The organism is Streptomyces himastatinicus ATCC 53653 (assembly GCF_000158915.1).
GTDB lineage: Bacteria > Actinomycetota > Actinomycetes > Streptomycetales > Streptomycetaceae > Streptomyces > Streptomyces himastatinicus.
The window spans coordinates 7,535,303-7,536,550 of record NZ_GG657754.1 but is presented as its reverse complement, the minus strand read 5'-3'; the positions used below and the strand labels follow the sequence as shown (position 1 = coordinate 7,536,550).

The 1,248-nt window shown below is 79.4% G+C and carries 1 pseudogene; it reads left to right on the top strand.

Annotation, left to right across the window (positions count from 1 at the left end):
- Nucleotides 1-1,248, top strand: a pseudogene (locus SSOG_RS56540) (hypothetical protein); the annotation flags it as partial.

Below are 1,248 nucleotides of genomic sequence, written 5' to 3'. Positions count from 1 at the left end.
CGGCGGCGCCCGCGGGCTCCAGCACCTGGCCGAGGTGCCCGGGCGCTGCACGGGCGGCGCCTGGCTGGACCGCATGGGGCGGCTGCTCGCGCTCGACCGCGAGCTGGACGGCCGTACGAAGACCCTCGTCGTCGACCTCGGCCGCGGCGGCGAGACCAGCCCGCTGCTCCAGATCACCGAGCGCAGCAACGACCGGCTGCTGCTCGCCGACCCCGACAGCGGTCTGCTGCTCGTACGGTCCGACGCACCCGGCGACGAGCGGCTCGGGTGGGGCGTCCTCGGCAGCACCCTCCCGGTCCGCTTCCCGGACTGCCTGCGCCCGCCCGCCCAGGCGACGGCCACCCCCTTCGCGATCCAGCCGGGCCAGATGCTGACGCCGGAGGCGTGCGCGGTGGCCTTCCGCATCGACGCCCCTGCGGGCGGGCGGCCGTGGGTGGGCGTATGGCGGCCGTCCGAGCGGCGGTTGCGCCAGTTCTCGGCGCCGGAGGGCTGGCTGGCCGGGTCCGGCCTGTGGAGCCGCGACGGCGAGCTGTGGCTGCCGTACGCGACGCGGCAGGTGCCGTGCGGGCTGGCGCGGGTGTGGCTCCCGGAGGCCACGGCGCCGCGGGCCTCCGCCGGATCCCCCGCGGCCCCGCGGGTGATCCGGCGGGCCCCCCGCCCCGCCCGCGAGCCGGAGGTGTCCGGGATCACGCCGTGGCGAAAGGTGAGCGGCGAGGCCGCGGTGACCCATGCGGGTGCGGTGCCCCATGCGGGTGCGGGTACGGATCCGCGTGCGGGCTGGGGCGCGGGCGCGAGCTTCAGCGCGGGCGCGAGCCTGGGCGCGGGCGTCCGCAGAAGCCTGGGCGCGGGGGCGGACGCGGACCCGGGCGGGGGCCTGGGCGCGGATGCGGGCGCGGGGCTGGGTGCGGGCAGGGGCCTGGGCACAGGTGGGCGCTTCGGTACGGGCGCGAGCGCAGGCACGAGCCTCGGCGCGGGGGCGGATACGGACCCGGGCGGGGGCCTGGGCACGGGTACGGACTTGGGCCCGGGGGCGAGCTTCGGTGGGGTCAGGCGCCTGGGTGCGGGCACGGATCCACGTGCCGCCTGGGGCACAGACGCAAGCGGTACGGGTGCACGGCGCGCGGGCGCGGACACGGACCTGGCTGCGGGCGCGCGCGTGGGCACGGGCCCGGACGCAGCCGCGAACCCGCGCGCGATCACGAGCGCGAGGGCGAGCTTCGGCGCGGGCGCGGACTCGGGCGTGAGCGC